The sequence below is a fragment of the Rhodococcus sp. MALMAid1271 genome (assembly GCF_049195265.1).
In the GTDB taxonomy this organism is placed as follows: Bacteria; Actinomycetota; Actinomycetes; order Mycobacteriales; family Mycobacteriaceae; genus Rhodococcoides.
The window spans coordinates 1-14,326 of sequence record NZ_JBMIRQ010000008.1 but is presented as its reverse complement, the minus strand read 5'-3'; the positions used below and the strand labels follow the sequence as shown (position 1 = coordinate 14,326).

The 14,326-nt window shown below is 64.9% G+C and carries 14 protein-coding genes; 3 read left to right on the top strand and 11 right to left on the bottom strand.

Annotation, left to right across the window (positions count from 1 at the left end):
* From ACOQFP_RS00105 to ACOQFP_RS00075, 7 genes are all read right to left on the bottom strand, one after another.
* Positions 1-163 (bottom strand): biotin carboxylase N-terminal domain-containing protein (locus ACOQFP_RS00105; RefSeq protein ID WP_421583082.1); only part of this gene is annotated, 163 nt, incomplete at its 3' end.
* 118 nt (positions 164-281) lie between these two features.
* Positions 282-1,751, bottom strand: coding sequence for a condensation domain-containing protein (locus ACOQFP_RS00100; RefSeq protein ID WP_206491949.1), 1,470 nt, complete (start codon positions 1,749-1,751; stop codon positions 282-284).
* Between the two features lie 123 nt (positions 1,752-1,874).
* Positions 1,875-2,288 carry a SufE family protein gene (locus ACOQFP_RS00095; protein WP_206491604.1) on the bottom strand — a complete coding sequence of 138 codons (414 nt, stop codon included), beginning with the start codon at positions 2,286-2,288 and terminating at the stop codon, positions 1,875-1,877.
* Positions 2,285-3,181: a sulfurtransferase gene (locus tag ACOQFP_RS00090; protein WP_421583081.1), complete on the bottom strand. Its 897-nt coding sequence runs from the start codon at positions 3,179-3,181 to the stop codon at positions 2,285-2,287. The genes ACOQFP_RS00095 and ACOQFP_RS00090 overlap by 4 nt, the downstream gene beginning before the upstream one ends.
* Positions 3,182-3,293: 112 nt before the next feature.
* Entirely contained in the window at positions 3,294-4,676 is a 1,383-nt protein-coding gene (locus ACOQFP_RS00085; RefSeq protein ID WP_421583080.1) for a condensation domain-containing protein, read from the bottom strand.
* Complete coding sequence (locus tag ACOQFP_RS00080; RefSeq protein WP_421583079.1) at positions 4,654-6,111, bottom strand: condensation domain-containing protein; 1,458 nt, start codon at positions 6,109-6,111, stop codon at positions 4,654-4,656. Before ACOQFP_RS00080 ends, ACOQFP_RS00085 begins: the two co-directional genes overlap by 23 nt.
* Before the next feature lie 46 nt (positions 6,112-6,157).
* Complete coding sequence (locus ACOQFP_RS00075; RefSeq protein WP_421583078.1) at positions 6,158-7,603, bottom strand: condensation domain-containing protein; 1,446 nt, start codon at positions 7,601-7,603, stop codon at positions 6,158-6,160.
* Between the two features lie 585 nt (positions 7,604-8,188).
* Between ACOQFP_RS00075 and ACOQFP_RS00070 the strand changes: the two genes are divergently transcribed.
* Positions 8,189-9,496 (top strand): hypothetical protein, encoded by a 1,308-nt coding sequence (locus ACOQFP_RS00070; protein WP_421583077.1) that lies wholly within the window; start codon positions 8,189-8,191, stop codon positions 9,494-9,496.
* A gap of 6 nt (positions 9,497-9,502) precedes the next feature.
* Here the strand turns inward: ACOQFP_RS00070 and ACOQFP_RS00065 are convergent, their stop codons facing one another.
* On the bottom strand, positions 9,503-10,780 hold the full coding sequence (locus ACOQFP_RS00065) for a glycosyltransferase (RefSeq protein ID WP_421583076.1): 1,278 nt from the start codon (positions 10,778-10,780) through the stop codon (positions 9,503-9,505).
* A gap of 142 nt (positions 10,781-10,922) precedes the next feature.
* On the opposite strand from ACOQFP_RS00065, the gene ACOQFP_RS00060 reads away from it, so the two are divergent.
* Together ACOQFP_RS00060 and ACOQFP_RS00055 are read left to right on the top strand one after the other, a co-directional pair.
* On the top strand, positions 10,923-12,305 hold the full coding sequence (locus tag ACOQFP_RS00060; protein ID WP_421583075.1) for a hypothetical protein: 1,383 nt from the start codon (positions 10,923-10,925) through the stop codon (positions 12,303-12,305).
* 114 nt (positions 12,306-12,419) lie between these two features.
* Positions 12,420-12,863: a flavodoxin domain-containing protein gene (locus tag ACOQFP_RS00055; RefSeq protein WP_206491594.1), complete on the top strand. Its 444-nt coding sequence runs from the start codon at positions 12,420-12,422 to the stop codon at positions 12,861-12,863.
* 18 nt (positions 12,864-12,881) lie between these two features.
* Here the strand turns inward: ACOQFP_RS00055 and ACOQFP_RS00050 are convergent, their stop codons facing one another.
* The 3 genes from ACOQFP_RS00050 to ACOQFP_RS00040 form a co-directional block, all read right to left on the bottom strand.
* Positions 12,882-13,514, bottom strand: a complete 633-nt coding sequence (locus tag ACOQFP_RS00050) for a Maf family protein (protein WP_421583074.1) — start codon at positions 13,512-13,514, stop codon at positions 12,882-12,884.
* A 32-nt stretch (positions 13,515-13,546) separates the two neighbouring features.
* Positions 13,547-13,831: an acyl-CoA carboxylase epsilon subunit gene (locus ACOQFP_RS00045; protein WP_206491590.1), complete on the bottom strand. Its 285-nt coding sequence runs from the start codon at positions 13,829-13,831 to the stop codon at positions 13,547-13,549.
* Positions 13,828-14,326, bottom strand: a 499-nt coding sequence (locus ACOQFP_RS00040) for a carboxyl transferase domain-containing protein (RefSeq protein WP_421583073.1), incomplete at its 5' end; no start/stop codon positions are given. The genes ACOQFP_RS00040 and ACOQFP_RS00045, both read right to left, overlap by 4 nt.

Below are 14,326 nucleotides of genomic sequence, written 5' to 3'. Positions count from 1 at the left end.
CCTCATCGGCCAACCGCACGAACGGAGCATCCGCATCCGGCTCGGCATACACAGCCACACTCACCAACCCCGCATCAGCAGCCGCCCGGATCACCCGAACCGCGATCTCACCACGATTGGCAACAAGAACCTTGGTGATCTGAGCACTGGCATGGCTGGCCACTGAGCCTCCTACGGATGTGTTTCTCGCATGCATCGCCTACGAACGTCACGTGGGAGTCTAAGCACCGGCGCTATCAGCGCTGCACTCGGTCCACACAGCGAAGGCGCACCGGGGCGGACTACTGATTGGTAGCGAGTCGACCGGTGTCGGTGTGGCCGTGCGGGGCCTGTCCGAGATCAGCGACAGGTACCGACGTGGAACCGGTCTCCGCTACATCGGTCAACAGCTTCCGGAACGCACCGAGGTACTCGTGAACCCGTGCCGTGGCCTGCTCGGTGTTGGGGAAGCGCGCCGCAATGTTGATTCCCTGCGGGGTTCGGTTGATCCACACGTAGACATCGTGTTGATACTGCTTGCTGCGCAGCGCACGAGCGTTCCAATCCGGCCAGTGCTCAGCGGCAGGTGCGAACCTCACGTCCATGAACGACACGACGAACCGTGGGCGGGCCGAGTAGCCGAGAGTGGTGAAGACCCGATCGAGAGGAACTCGGGCGATCGGTTTGGTCTTCTTCACCTCGGCCGAGGCGGCTGCGATCACAGCGCCGAACGAGTCGGCGTCGGCGATGTCGAAGGAGATGGGGCACAGTCCGACGAACCAACCCAGCGCCGACGCCCATTGCGGTTCGTCACGTGTGTGGACCGGTGTCACCGTTCGAAAGCGCGTGCCGCCGCCCAGATCGGCCCCCGTGATGGCCAGTACCGCGAGCAGCCCGGCGAACAGGCTGTGCCCGGTCTTGCGGCAGGCGATGGAGAACGAATCGGCCTGGTCGGGATCGAGCACCCATGCAGACAGCCCGCTCTGCGGCACCTCGTCCGGACTCGGCTCGCCGATATCGAGTGGAAATGCCGGTAGCTGACCGTCGCCGTCGACGAGGAAGTCGCGCCAGATTCGGGCCGCGTCGTCCGAATGCTCCAACTCCGCGTTTCGCTCCCGTTCGGAGGACCCGAAATCGAGATAACTACCGGCCTCGAACAGGGCGGCAGGCGGGCCGCCGAGTTCCTCCCCGTACAGCGCGACGATCTCGTGCGCCACCAGTACCGTCGACAGGCCGTCGATGATCGAATGGTCCGCTGCGAAGAACACGGTGATCGGGCGCGTCTGGTCCAGCGGCTCGAGAGTGACGAAGGCGTATGCCGGCCAGATCAACGGCGAGGTGAACTCGTCGAACAGGTACTGCAGGTGCTCGAACACCTCACTCGACTCCGCGCACCGTTCCTGCTCGACCTGCCAGATGTCGATGGCACCCGGCGCGGCGGTCACCCGGGACATCTCGCCGGACGCCTCGTCGATCGACGCGCTCGACCGCATCGCCTCGTGCCGGTCTATCCACTTCAGGACGGCGTTCCGAAATGCGGGTTTGTTCAGGGGACCCGCAACCTCGAAGGCGGCACCGAGCCACGATTCGCGGCCGCGCCGAGGGCTGCCGAGACTCGTACGAAGGTGAGCCTCGTGGACGTAGGACGTGGGGCGAGTGTCGGGCTGCCATCCCGCGGCCTCGGGCGTGCGGGCATGGGGGCCGACGCTGGGTATCCACTCGGTGAGCGTGCCCGCGGGAACCGCGTAGTCCGCCAGCTCCGTGAACTCCATATCGGCAGCAACCAGCCTTCGTTCGACCACATCGGGGGTGAGAGTGAGTAGAGCATCGATGCTCGCCGCGCAGTCTACCGATCACCCGATGTATCGATCAAGACGACGGTGTGGCCCCTGTCGTCAGCGAAGGTGGCTTTTGATACGCGCCAACATCGCCGACATCCCGCGCAGTCGCAACGGGCTCACCGCGTCGCTCAGCCCCAGCGCCGAGTAGAAGTCGTCCGGTACATCCAGAATCTCCTGGGCACTGAGACCGTCGAGTCCCTGGGCCAGAATCGAGGCGAACCCGCGAGTGGTGGGGGCTTCCGGCGGCGCGCTGAAGAACAGTTGGATGCGCGCCGGATCACTCGCGTCCACCGACAGGAACAGCGGCGACTGGCACTCCGGTACCGGCTCCATTGCGTCCTGGGCCAGATGTTCGGGCAGCGGGGGCAGTTCTCGACTGAACTCGAGCAGCAGCTGCAGCTTGTCCTGCCCCTCCACCGCGGCGAAGTCCTCGACGATCTCGGCCAGCGAATCCGGGAGCGTGCTCATCGAGCGGCCGGAGCCGATCCGGGCTCCTCGCCCTTGGCGATCGGAACTCGAACTGCGTTTCCCCACTCGGTCCACGAACCGTCGTAATTGCGCACCGATTCGTAGCCCAGCAGATGCGTCAACACGAACCAGGTGTGGCTCGACCGCTCACCGATGCGGCAGTAGGCGATGACGTCATCGGTCGGGGAGGTGTCGGAGTAGATCTCGTTCAGTTCCTCGCGCGAGCGGAACCGGCCGTCCGGCGCGGCAGCCTTGGCCCAGGGGATGCTCACTGCGGTGGGGATATGTCCGCCGCGCAGCGCACCTTCCTCCGGGTAGTCCGGCATATGGGTGCGCTCGCCGGTGTACTCGGCGGGGGAGCGGACGTCGATCAGGGGGACTGTGCCGAGTGAGCCGAGTACGTCGGAGGCGAAGGCGCGAATGGGGGCGTCGTCACGTTCGATCACCGGGTAGTCCGTTTCCGGGAACTCGGGCACATCGAGCGTGGTGTCTCGGTTCTCGGACAACCAGGCATCACGGCCGCCGTCGAGCAGGCGCACGTCTCGATGTCCGAACAGCGTGAACACCCACAGTGCGTACGCAGCCCACCAATTGCTCTTGTCGCCGTAGACGACGATGGTGTCGTCCCTCGAAATCCCCTTGCGACTCATCAGTTTCGAAAACTGCTCGCCGTCGATGTAGTCGCGGGTGACCGGATCGTTGAGGTCGAGATGCCAGTCGATCTTGACTGCGCCGGGGATGTGGCCGACGTCGTAGAGCAACACGTCCTCGTCGGACTCGACGACGCGCAGCCCCGGGGTGCCGAGATGGGCGGACAGCCATTCGGTCGATACGAGTCGATCCGGATGCGCATAGTCTGCGAACGTTGCGTTGGAATCGGTTGGTACAGGCACGTATCGGCTCCTACGGAAGATATTCGGCTGGCGGCCCGCTCGGGGGTGAACGGTCTGCACCGTCGATCCTATGCGGTACTGCCGTCGAACAGTGTGTGTGGAGCCCGGGGATCTACGTTCCCAGTGGTGCCAGCGCTGCGACGCCGGCCTGAGCGATGGATGCGCGCATCACGGCGACGAGTTCGTCGATGAACGAGATCATCACCGAGCGTGCCACCGCGGTATCGGGGAACCGCGCCCGAATTGCCAAGCCGGAGGTGGTGCGCGAGATCCAGAACTGTGCGTCGTCGGACACCGTGGCGTTGCTGATGTGGTGTGCGTTCGACTCCTCGAAGTGTTCGTGGCCGTCGATTCTGGTGTAGTCGATGTACGAGACCATGAACACGTCCTGCCGCGAGAGGGTGAACGAGTCTCCGAGATTGGCCAGCACTTGCGGAATCGGAACCGTGCTCAGTGGCAGAGCTGCGCGAAATGCGTTGTGGGCAGCAGTAATCGTGTCGTGGAGGTCGTTCTCGACGTGCACGGTGATCGGTGCGTTGGTGGTGAACCAGCCCAGAGCACGGGCGAACTGGGCCCGGTGTCGGGTATGCAGCGGGAACAGGAAGGAAACGTGCTCGGGCCCGCCGATACCGGCACAGGCCTGCCCGATGGCCGCGACGACACCTGAGAACATTCCGGCTCCCGACCGGGCGCACAGTTGCTCGAATTCGATGGTCTGCGTGGCGTCGAGCAGGCGATCGATCGTCGTTGCCTGACTGGCGGTGCCGCCGTCGACGATCCCGAGATCGAACGGGAACCTCGGCGTCGTGCCGCCGCATTCGGTGAGAAAGTCCGACCAGCGCACCATGCGGTCGTCGGTGGGCGCGACCAGGGGCTCGGTGGCCTCGTTGCGGCAGTACTCGACGAAGCCGCCGACCGGAGGTAGATCGGGGTTCGGCTCCTCGGCGCAGCGGCGATACGCGTCGTACAGCGTGTGCATTTCGTCGATCACCACTGCGATGGACATGGCATCGACATTGGCGTGGTCGAAGGCGCACAGTACCGTCGAGGAGTCTCGTCGGTCGATTCCGAAGCAACTGTAGGACGGGAAACGCGCTGCAGCGCATGTTTTTTCGAGCCTCGTTCGGATGTCGTCTCGAAGCTGTGCCGTCGAGGAAACAGTGGATTCGGCCGCTGGGGTGATCTCGATCGCGCCCGGCCGGTACAGCATCCGTTCGATCCCGGTCGGCGTCGGAACGAACGAGCTGCGCAGCGTGTCGTGGCGATCGATCAACTGCGCGAATGCCCACCCGAGTGCGTCGGCATCGAGATTGCCGGGCACGTCGAAGGCCGCGGCGATCCAGACGCGGTCGACATCAGCGAGGTCGCCCAGGTGGAAGCTCTGGTTGAACGACGGCGGAATCGGTGACGGCTCCGGAGCGCCGAGGACGGCTGCCGAGAATTCGACGAGGGCACCCGGGCGAGGAGCGTACTCAGTGATCGAGGTGACCTGCACCGGCCGGCTCCTGAACGAGGTGGTCGCGCGAGAGCGTGTAATCACCCTCGCGTGCGATGGTGTCGAGCACATGGGCCAGATGAGCGTGGTACCGCTGCACCGACTCGGCGGCGACGGCGGTATCGGGGGTCTGGGCCACCAGGTACAGCTGCTCACCGTCGCGGTTTATCCACATCGATGCATTCGAAGTCGAACCCTCTCCGGTGAAATGCTTGGCTCGCGTGTCGGCATCGCGCCCGACGCCGGGGAACCACCGAAAATCGATGTAGGAGAGCATGTTGGGGCTGACAGCCAGCTCGCTACCCAGCGTGCCGTCTGCTGCCAGGGCGCCCAATACGGCGTGCACGGGAGCTTCGGCGATCTGTTTCGCGTGCTCGAAACCCCGGTGAGCACGCGGTGCGATATCGGAGAACGTCTCGCTTCCGGCCACCTCGAACGCGACCGGCGCGAAGTTGACGAACCATCCCTGAGACTGCGCGAAGTCGCCGTGATGGCGGGTGCTCAGGACGGTGATTCCGAAATAGTCTTCGTTGCCTGCCAGCTCGAAATCGGTGATCCCGACCGCGGCGAATATCCCGCTGCTCATCCGGGCACCGGCGGCCTTGCACGCGGCATCCAACGCTGCAGTGGCGTCCTTGTCCAGAAGATGGCGCTCGACGATCCGCACCGGGGCGCGCTCGCCGTCCGAGAGGCCCAGGTCGAGGGGGAACCGAGGCATACGGCCCTCATGACGAACGAAAATGTCCCGCCAGGCGGCTATTTCGGCAGAGTCGGGACCGAATGTCGATGCCCGCGCGCGCTCCTCGGCGGCGTAGGTGAGATGGCTGCCTGCTGCTGCGGGGGTCGGTGCCTGCTCGCCGATCTCGTGCGAGTACAGATCTGCGAGTTCGCTGATGACCAAGGCCTGTGAACCGCCGTCGGTGAACGCGTGATCCGCGCCGTAGTACAACGTGAAGCTGCCGGGCCTGGCCACGACCCCGACGACGAATCCGGGCCAGACGTCCGCGGTTGCCTCGACGGAAAACCGATGGCGCACGTAGCGTTGGAACTCGTCGTCGTCGGTGGACTCGCCGGCGTCCAGAACCTCGAATGCGGGAACCTCCGGCGCCACCAGATGCCTGATGACCGAATTGCCCTCCACCTCGAACCAACACCGCAGCACCTCGTGGCGCAGGACGTACGCGGCGAGAGCGCGGCTCATCGCGTCGGTGTCCACATCGCCGTCGATCTCCGTCGCCACACCGGTGTAGGCGTGGTGGACCTCGCCGCGTTGCCGCGCAGCCCACGCTGCCTTCAGATGATCCTCCTGAAGGAACGAGGGCGGAGTCGAATCGACGGGTGCCGCTGCGGCACTCACACGAGCGGCGTCGGTCGGATGCCACTCGAGCAGCGTGCCCGGAGCGGGATTCCAACTGCCCATAGCCGTGATGATCATCGTCGCTTCATCCTTTCCGATACGTGCCGCGGTCTGTTCGGACGCCTCACTCTGCGGCGACGGCCACCGAGTGCGAGAGCGACGTGAGCACGGTATCGGCAGCGGTGTCGGAGTCGATCACCGCGGTCAACACCGAGACGAACTCGGTGATGAAGCGGTGAACGTTGGTCGATGCGACGTCCGAGCTGGGGAACCGCGCGGAGATGTTGAGCCCCTCCAGCGTCCGGTTGACCCAGAAGTAGACCTCGTCGTCTGCGTGGCAGTTGCTCCGCAGCGCGCGCCCCTTGCGGGCCTGCCACTGCGCGGCGTCGGGAAGGAAGCGCAAGTCGATGTACGAGACGACGAAACGAGGTATCTCGGTCGATTCCAGGATCTGGGCGATCTTGGAGTACGGCATCCGTGCCAGCCCCTTGTTCGCCGTGCCTGCAGCTGCCGCCGACTCGAGCGCCTCGCCGAAGGTGCGCGCATCGCCGAGCTGGATCTCCATCGGCAGGATTCCGACGTACCAACCGACCGAGGCGGCCCACTTCTGCTCGTCTCGGGTGTGCATCGGCATCACGGTGCGCAACGACGTGCGGCCGGACAGGCGCGTGTTCGTCAGAGCCAAGGCAGCGAGAATGCCGGCCTGCATGTTGTAGCCCGCGGCGCGGCACGCCGAGTTGAAGGCGTCCGACTGATCGGAGGTCAACAGCCAGGACGAGATGCTGCTCTGGGCAGCCGGAGCGTCGGTCGCGGGTCGGTCCACTGCCACCGGAAGTGGAAAGCCCGGGAACCGACCGTTTTCCACGGCCAGGAAGTCCTGCCAGGTGCGGACGGCACTGTGGTTGCTGTCGAGCGTGTTGCCCAGTGCGCGCTCGGACTGACTGAAGTCGACATAGCTGCCGACCTCGGGCAGTTCCGGGTCGACGCCCTCCAGTGCCTGCGCGTACAGCCGGTCGATCTCGTTGATGGCGTAGATCTGGCTGTAGGCATCCATGACGGAGTGATCGGCAGCGAACGCGAGTAGAAACGACTCACCCGGTCCGTCGGAGAGGGCGCGGAAGGCGTCGTCCGGTTCGACCGTCGCGAGAATGAAATGCGGCCACGCCGTCGGGGACACGGTCTCGCCGAACCACGAATGCAGATGCTTGAACACCTGTGTCTCGGTGCGGGTTTCGGTGTGTGCGCGATCGAGCACATGAACCGCATCGGTCGGCGCGGTGTACCGCAGCCAGGAACCGGATTCCTCGTCACGTCGCACCTTGGTTCGGAAGGCTTCGTGGCGTCCCATGTAGGCGATGATGGTTGCTCGCACAGCTTCGACGTCGTAGCGGCGATGAATCTCGAACACCGTCCCGATCCACGAGCCCGGTGCGCTGCGCTCACAATGATCCTGGTGGGTGAACGACAGTCCGCGAGGATCCGGTACCCACCGGTCGTCATCGACGCGGGGGACCCACTCGGTCAGGCGTCCTGCGGGAAGTGGGTAGTCGGCCAATTCGGTGTATTCCATGGGGAGTCCTCGTTCCGTATCCGGGCTCGGCCAGCTGTGTTCGATGTCAGGTCGTTACTCGGAAAAATGTTCATTACGGTGGTGCTGTATATGTAAAGCGACGAGTCGTGCTCGCGCATTTGGACCCGTCGATATCTGATAAGTGCGGAGCTGCTGCTTTCTGCATTGAAAGAACAACGTCATGGCCGTCGACTCGAAGTCGGTGCAGCTCTCACGATAAAGGGAAAGTGAATCTATTTCGCGACGCTCAGAAGTAATTCTTCTCACTATCGAACGCCTTGACCGATTCGCCTCTGCTGCTCACGGCGATGCGGTCGAGTGCGAGATTCTGGGGCGAGGTCACGATCAGGGTGTGCTCCCGCCGTGGTAGATCACAAGGTCAGGGTGTCTAGGCGGGGGGCGGAAGGTGGCATCACGACGCTCGTCACTCGACGGACGAGACGTGGCGCAGGACACAATCGATCTACATATTGCCGAATGCGAATAGGTGAGAGCCGATGAATTCGCACTGCGACCCCTTCTTCGGTGATGTAGTAGGTTCGGCCCGTGACTCGAATTGGATTTGCCGATCACCTATTCTTGCGAATGCATCATGGCATCGGATATCCGGTCTACAACCAGTTTCTTTGGTGGTTCGACCGAGCAATCCAGCGAGAAGATCTGGAAACACTGCGTGACAACCTGTCCGACGGTCTGCTTGCGCGCCGAGTCGTGGCACCGTCCGTGCCGACGGCGCGTGAACGTTGGGTGGCCTCGCCGGTCTCTCACCCCCTCGATGTTCGCCAGCAGGCCATCGATGCCTCGGAAGTGCGGGCGTGGGCGCAGGGCCGGCTCGATACGGACATCGATCCAGAAACAGGTCTCGGCTGGCGGCTGTCCGCTACACCGGTGATCGACGGTGGAATGGTCCTGTCGTTGGCCGCTTCGCACATGGTGGCCGACGGTGGCGCTCTGGTCGCCGCATTCCGATCTGCCAACTCCTCGTCCGATCAACCGTGCCTGACCCCGGCCGAGCACGGTCTCGCGGCACTCGGCTCGGACATGATGGACGCTTTCGGTCAACTGCGATCCGCCGCGGGTTGGCTGGTCGATTCCGCGGTATCGGCTCTGCCCGTCCGTACCCGATCCGATGCACCGATGCCCACCCCGCGTTCGACCCCGAACCGTTCGGACATTGCGACCGGTCCGGCCGGCGAGCGGGAATGGGCAGCACCCTATGCGGTTGCCGAGGTGGACGCAGCCGCATGGAGAGCCGCGTCCGACCGCTGGGGCGGTACATCGAACTCGTTGTTCATCGCGGTGTTGACTGCTGCTTCTGGGTGTGCCGGTCGTGCTTCGATCGGAGACACGGTGCAATGGTCACTGCCGGTCAGTGATCGCACTGCTGCCGACACTCGCTCCAATGCAACCAAGATCGTCAAGATCGAGGTCCCTGTCACCGACGCTGCCGACCTCGACCTGACACCGATCCGGCAGATCAGCAAGGCGGCATTCACCGCCTTCACCGAGAGGCAGGCGACCGGTCGAGCTCCCGCCGGAATATCGCAGGCCCTGGTGCAGATGCTTCCGGACGCGGTCGTCGCACGCATTCCGCAGCCCCGCGACGGTGCCGAGGGGCTGGCCTCCAATATGGGTGTGCTGCCCGAGGATTTCACCACGGTGGCCGGCGTCCGGGCTCGCGCAGTCTCGGGTAGAGCGAGTTTCTTCGGTGCCGATGCGGAGTTCGCCCGATCGTTGGACGGTGGTCTCACCGCCTGGGCGTGCGAGGCGGGCAGCACGGTGACCGTCACTGCCCATGCCATGGATCCTGATCGATTTCCCGACGACCGAACGCTGCGCGATCACCTCGCCGAGGCGCTGGGCCGTTGGGGCATGACTGCACACTTCTGGTGACTGCCGTCAGCGGCCGCGAGCGGCAGACTCCGCGAGATCGGCCGCTGCGGCGACGGCTACCTCCGGCGGTGCAACGCTGTGCGCGAGTTGCCGTGCCGCACGCCTGGCGTCGTCGGTAATGATGTCGGTGATTCCTTGTAACAGAACGGGTTCGGACAACTTCGAGAACTTCGTGCTCGATCCGGCTCCGATCCGACGCAGCGCAGCTCCCCAGAACGGCTGATCGGCGCTGAACCAGCATACGAGAGTCGGTAGCCCGGCCCGTGCACTCGCGGCGGTCGTGCCCGCGCCACCGTGGTGAACCGCGGCCATGCATCGCGGGAACACGCTGGCATGATCGACGGAGTCCACGACCATCACGTTTGGATTCTGCTGGGCAGCAATGGATTCCGCACTAACGAGATCGCTCCAGCCGGCGCAGACCAACGCCCGGACTCCCAGCCTCTCGGTGACAGAGTGGATCATTCGCAGCAGCGCCGCGGGATCTGGTACCGGCATGCTGCCGAACCCGAAATATACCGGCGCAGAGCCTGATCGCAGCCACCGATCCACGGCAGGATCGGTGTCGAGGTGACCGCTGCTCAGGCCGAGAAACCCCACGAACGGCCGCAGCGGTCCCCACTGCTCTGCGAGCCCGGGAAAGAGTGTCGACTCGTAGGCCTGGATCTCGACGCCGCCGTAGCGTGCGCACCGAACGGGCAGCGAATCGCCGGTCGGTGCCAATCCCAACGCTGCCCGCTGCTCGTTCTCACGAGCTTTCATCGACTTGAAACGGAGGTTCTCCGCCAACGCCCACATCGATCGATTGAGTGCACCCGGCAGGGTGAATCCGGGGCTGACGGGTACGACGTCGTTCTTTCGGAGCGGGCAGTAGTGCAGCGCCAGAAAGGCGCTGCCCACCGACTCGGCCATGTTGAACGCCATCTCCTGGCCCAGTGAACCGGTGACGAGCGCGTCGCAGTCCACTGTCATCTGCTCGAGCTCGGCTGCCATCTGATCCCAGCCATGGGTGGCCAGTTCCGCAAGGGCCGTCAATCTGGTCCGTGGGTTTCGTGACTTGATTCGGACCCGAATCAGCTCGGACTCGAGCAGGCTGTGGGTGTCCGGCCCGAACGAGACCACCTCGACTCGTTCGTACGCAGCAGTTTTCGCGCGAGCGAAGTCCACCAGATTGGGAGGCGCACCGAACACCACGTCGTGCCCACGGTGCGCCAACTCCACGCCGAGTGCGATACCGGGGGCCACGTCACCGCGGCTCCCGTTGAAGGGCATCACGAACTTCATTCGGTCCTTCGCGGTCGCGTCGGCTTCGGATCGGACACAATGTATCAGTACCGGACTACACAGCTCGCTGCGCAAATCATATGGTGGGAAACACATTTGCCGCATACCTGCACGAGTGCTCGTGCAGCGATAGTCTCGCGTGGTGGAAAGACTGACCTACGACGACGACCTTTTTCTGCGCATGGAATGCGTTCTCGGGGTACCCGTCGTGAATCAGATCGTCTGGCGATTCGATCGACCCGTGGCACTCGACGCACTGCAATCGATGTGGGGCCTGCTGGCCACCGGCCCCATCGATCGCTCGGTGAGGCGCACACGGGTTCCCGGAGCGCGAGACAGCTGGACGGCTGCGCGCACACCGGCCGATCCGATAGCTGTGGGGTCACCGATCGCCCGCGACGCAGTCGACACGTGGATCGAGAACGAGGCGGCCGTGAGGTTGGACCCCATCGACGGGCCGGCCTGGCGGCTGTCGGCCACCGCGGTCGAATCGGGCGGCATGATCGTGTCGTTGGTGGGCTCCCACGTCGTCGGAGACGGAGGAGCTCTGACCTCTGCCGCAGCGGCGGCTCTGTCCGGTCGCGCCGTCCCCGACGACTTCCGGCGGGTCGGACTGGACAACTCCGGCTCCGAGGCGGCGCTGTCGGGTGCCGACATCGCGGACGGTCTAGGGCGAATCGGTGCGGCGCTCTCGGGAGCGGCCCGAGCAGTCGGTGTCACTGCGGTGGACGCGGTGCGGGCGCGGCGCAGCCCCGCCTCCGCCGCAGAACCCAGCACGCCCGACGCCGCCGATACGCAAGCAGACCACTCGCGCGTGATCATCGCGCCGGCGGAGGGGCCGTGGGTTCCGAGCACCGTCGTGGTCGATTGTCCGGCCGCGGACTGGTCGGCGGCCGCAGCGAACAAGGGCGGCAGCTCCAACAGCCTGCTGGTGGCGGTAGTTCTGGGGATCCTCACCGGGAGCGGACGGATCAGCACTCGAGACCGAGTGCGGGTCGCCCTTCCCGTCAGTACCAGGACCTCGGGAGATCGGCGTGCCAACGCGACATCCGGCGTCTCGATTCACGTCGATCCGGGAGCGACCTACCGTGACGATCTCGGCGGCATCAGAGCGTCGAGCAAGCAGGCATTCTCGGCCCAGGCCGATCGCCGCGTCACCACGACGTTCGAACTGCTCAAGCCCCTGATGCAGTTGCTTCCCGACGCCATCGTCGCCAAGCTCGCCGCGTCCGGATCGGCGCCGCTGTGCCTGTGCTCGAACCTCGGCACGCGGGGCCTCGCTCTGCGCACCATCGGCGGTGTGGACGCGACCTCTGTGGCGATGAGGTCGATCACGCAGAACACCGACGTGGCCTTGCTTCGCCGCACCGGCGGCGGCGTCAGCGCGTGGTGGAACGAGTCGGGTGAGCGTGCGACTCTGTGTGTCACCGGGCTCGATCCGGACCGATTCCCCAGTAAGGAGCACCTGCGCGGGCTCGTCGAGGCGGAATACGGCAGGTGGGGGCTGACGCCCGAGTTCTGGTGACCTCGAGACGAGTCACAAACCCGCGCACAACCAGATTTTCGACCGGATCGCCGGTACAGCTATGCTTTCCGACTGTTCGAGTGTGCGAGCAGGTGTGAGAAAGGGGAGCGATCCATGGCAGTGGTCGTGTTGTTCGGGTCCGAGACCGGTACGGCCGAGGAGGTCGCGGACAAGATTGCGGACGTTCTCAGCGATCATGACGCCGAAGTACGTGACATGCTCGAGTACGAGGTGTCCGATATCGACACGGACGATTTCCACGTGATCATCTGCTCCACCTACGGCGACGGCGAACTCCCCACCGGTGCGGAGCCCTTCTTCGAAGCGCTCGTCGAGGACGCACCCGACCTCGCCGGACTTCAGTTCGCGGTCTTCGGATTGGGGGACCGGATCTACGAGGACACCTTCAACCGCGGCGGCGAGATCATCGCCGAGAAGCTCACCGAACTCGGTGCCAAGCAGATCGGCACGCACGCGCGACACGACAGCTCGTCCAACGTCAAGCCCAAGTCGATGGCCGACGAATGGGCTCGCGAACTGATCGACCTTCTTCCCTGACGAGCCGAGGACGTCCGCTCACGAGTCGGGTGCGCCCCACAACTCGGCCAAGGACGTCCCCACTCGGGTCAACAGGGTTCGCACCAGCGGTAGCCCGATACCGATCACCGACGACGGATCGCCCTCGATGCGGTCCACGAACCAGCCACCGAGCCCGTCCAGTGTGAACGCCCCCGCCACCTGCAGCGGCTCACCGGAGCCGAGGTAGGCCTCCAGATCCGCCGACGACGGCGTCGCAAAGTGCACGACGGTGGAACTGTGCGCAGCAGCCTGGGCCACGACGACACCGTCCGTCACCCGGAGCACGGCGTGGCCGGTCAACAGCACTCCGCTCGCGCCCGCCATCGTCTGCCATCGCTGCCGGGCAACCTCGACCGAATGTGGCTTACCGTGTAGCTCGCCGCCGATCGACAGCATCGAATCACACCCGACGATAACCAGATCGCTGGTCGTGTCCGCGAAAGTCTCGGCCACCGCCGACGCTTTGGCTCGGGCCAATTCCGTCACCACCGTCTCCGGGGCCGCAGACGGCCCCAGCGACGCGGTCAACGCGTCCTCGTCGACGCCCGATACCCGGACCATCGGTTTGACCCCGGCTCCGCGAAGCACCGACAGACGAGCCGGTGACGCGGACGCCAGGACCAATCGCATCGAACCGCCCACATCCTCCGGAACCGAGGCGATCACCGCGTGTGGCGACCCGACGCGGCGTACGAGTACGCAGAGTAAGGCGCGAAACGACGATGCAGCGACTGCGGCGATCCCCACAGCTCCGGCGGTCGAGAATCGCCTGCCACTGCCGACGCGGCCTGCGCGGCCTTCAGAACGGCCACGAGCGCGGCGAGCTCTCCGTCGCTGGGATTGCCCTTCACCACGCGAACATCCGGTGATGGCGTGGCGGCCGCATCACCTGTGGCCTGGTCCTCCGGTGACTGGTCGTCCGGTGCCTGGTGGTTCGTATCGCTCATAGTGGGATGTTTCCGTGTTTTTTGGGTGGGAGGGTGACTTGTTTGCGTTCGAGGAGGCGCAGTGCGGTGACGATCTGGCCGCGGGTGTGGCTGGGGGGTATGACGGCGTCGAGGTAGCCGCGTTCGGCGGCGATGTAGGGGTTGACGAGGGTGTCTTCGTATTCCTGTTGCAGCTGTATCCGGAGGGCGTCGACGTCGTCACCGTTCTTGGCGGCGTCCAGTAGTTGTTTGCGGTAGACGAACCCGACAGCACCCGAGGCACCCATGACGGCGATCTGCGCGGTCGGCCAGGCGAGGTTGACATCGGCACCCATGTGCTTGGACCCCATCACGTCGTACGCCCCGCCGTAGGCCTTGCGGGTGATGACGGTGATCTTGCCGACGGTCGCTTCACCGTAGGCGTAGAGCAGTTTCGCACCGCGCCGGATGATGCCGTTGTATTCCTGGTCGGTGCCGGGCAGGAACCCGGGCACATCGACCAGGGTGATGATCGGA

Bases quoted from the DNA above. Each gene is read 5' to 3' on its own strand.
- ACOQFP_RS00100 (WP_206491949.1), bottom strand. From the start codon at position 1,751: ATGGAGTTCACGGAGCTGGCGGACTACGCGGTTCCCGCGGGCACGCTC.
- ACOQFP_RS00095 (WP_206491604.1), bottom strand. From the start codon at position 2,288: ATGAGCACGCTCCCGGATTCGCTGGCCGAGATCGTCGAGGACTTCGCC.
- ACOQFP_RS00080 (WP_421583079.1), bottom strand. From the start codon at position 6,111: ATGATCATCACGGCTATGGGCAGTTGGAATCCCGCTCCGGGCACGCTG.
- ACOQFP_RS00075 (WP_421583078.1), bottom strand. From the start codon at position 7,603: ATGGAATACACCGAATTGGCCGACTACCCACTTCCCGCAGGACGCCTG.
- ACOQFP_RS00070 (WP_421583077.1), top strand. From the start codon at position 8,189: ATGCATCATGGCATCGGATATCCGGTCTACAACCAGTTTCTTTGGTGG.
- ACOQFP_RS00065 (WP_421583076.1), bottom strand. From the start codon at position 10,780: ATGAAGTTCGTGATGCCCTTCAACGGGAGCCGCGGTGACGTGGCCCCC.
- ACOQFP_RS00055 (WP_206491594.1), top strand. From the start codon at position 12,420: ATGGCAGTGGTCGTGTTGTTCGGGTCCGAGACCGGTACGGCCGAGGAG.
- ACOQFP_RS00050 (WP_421583074.1), bottom strand. From the start codon at position 13,514: ATGCGATTGGTCCTGGCGTCCGCGTCACCGGCTCGTCTGTCGGTGCTT.
- ACOQFP_RS00045 (WP_206491590.1), bottom strand. From the start codon at position 13,831: ATGAGCGATACGAACCACCAGGCACCGGACGACCAGTCACCGGAGGAC.